Annotated in this window: 1 protein-coding gene; it reads left to right on the plus strand. The window is 59.7% G+C overall.

Annotation, left to right across the window (positions count from 1 at the left end):
- The first annotated feature begins 92 nt into the window (after window positions 1–92).
- Window positions 93–1,041, plus strand: a protein-coding gene (locus EN804_RS34480; protein WP_135922296.1) for an IS630 family transposase whose coding sequence is annotated in 2 segments (ribosomal slippage) — window positions 93–428 and window positions 430–1,041 — 948 coding nt in all. Because the reading frame shifts where the segments join, the coding sequence is not laid out codon by codon here.
- The last annotated feature ends 10 nt before the right edge of the window (window positions 1,042–1,051 follow it).

Here is a 1,051-nt window from a genome sequence, read left to right on the forward strand (position 1 = left end):
CTAGAGCGGTTCCTGTTTTGAGAGAATCGTAGGATTCCCAAAGCAGCTGGTTTGTGATTCAAGATGCTGGCTGGATTGGAGGCCAGCATCTGATGACGCGAGCGCTTTCAAACGATCTCCGTGAGCGTGTTGTTGAAGCAGTTGGCGCAGGCGAGAATTGCCGTACCGTGGCATCGCGCTTTGGCGTTGCAGTTTCCTCTGTCGTGAAGTGGTCGCAGCGCTATCGCGCGACCGGCTCGGTGGCACCGGGCAAGATGGGCGGACATCGCAAGCGCATTCTTGAGCCGCATCGGGCCTTCATCGTGGAGCGGATCAATCAGACCTCTGAGCTGACGCTGCATCGGCTAAAGGACGAGTTGGATGCGCGTGGGATCAAGGTCTCGCACAACACGGTCTGGATGTTTCTGCGCCGCGAGGGCTTGAGCTTCAAAAAAAACACTGTTCGCCCTTGAGCAGGCGCGCGCTGATGTTGCCCGCAGGCGCCAGCGATGGCGGTCCTGGCAGACCGGTCTCGATCCACAGTGCCTAGTCTTCATCGACGAGACCTGGATCAAGACCAACATGGCTCCGCTGCGCGGTTGGGGGCCGAAGGGCAAACGGCTGCGTGGCCTGGCGCCGCATGGCCACTGGCGCACGCTGACCTTCCTCGGCGCACTGCGCTGGGATCGGCTCGCGGCACCTTGTGTCTTCGACGGACCGATCAACGGCCGATGCTTCCGCGCTTATGTCGAGCAGCAGCTCCTCACCGTTCTGAAGCCCGGCGACATCGTCGTCATGGATAATCTGGGAAGTCATAAGTCGGCGGCCATCAGGCAGATGATCAAGGCTGCCGGCGCCAGACTTTGGTATCTGCCGCCCTACTCTCCGGACCTCAATCCGATCGAGCAAGCCTTCGCCAAAATCAAGCACTGGATGCGCCAGGCCCAGAAACGCACCGTCGAGGAAACTTGGCGCCACATCGGCCACCTCGTCGAAACCATCGAGGCAGCCGAATGCAAGAACTACTTCGAAAACGCCGGATACGCTTCCGTCAAAACATGAAACGCTCTAG

It is taken from the genome of Mesorhizobium sp. M8A.F.Ca.ET.161.01.1.1 (assembly GCF_004792105.1).
Lineage (GTDB): Bacteria > Pseudomonadota > Alphaproteobacteria > Rhizobiales > Rhizobiaceae > Mesorhizobium.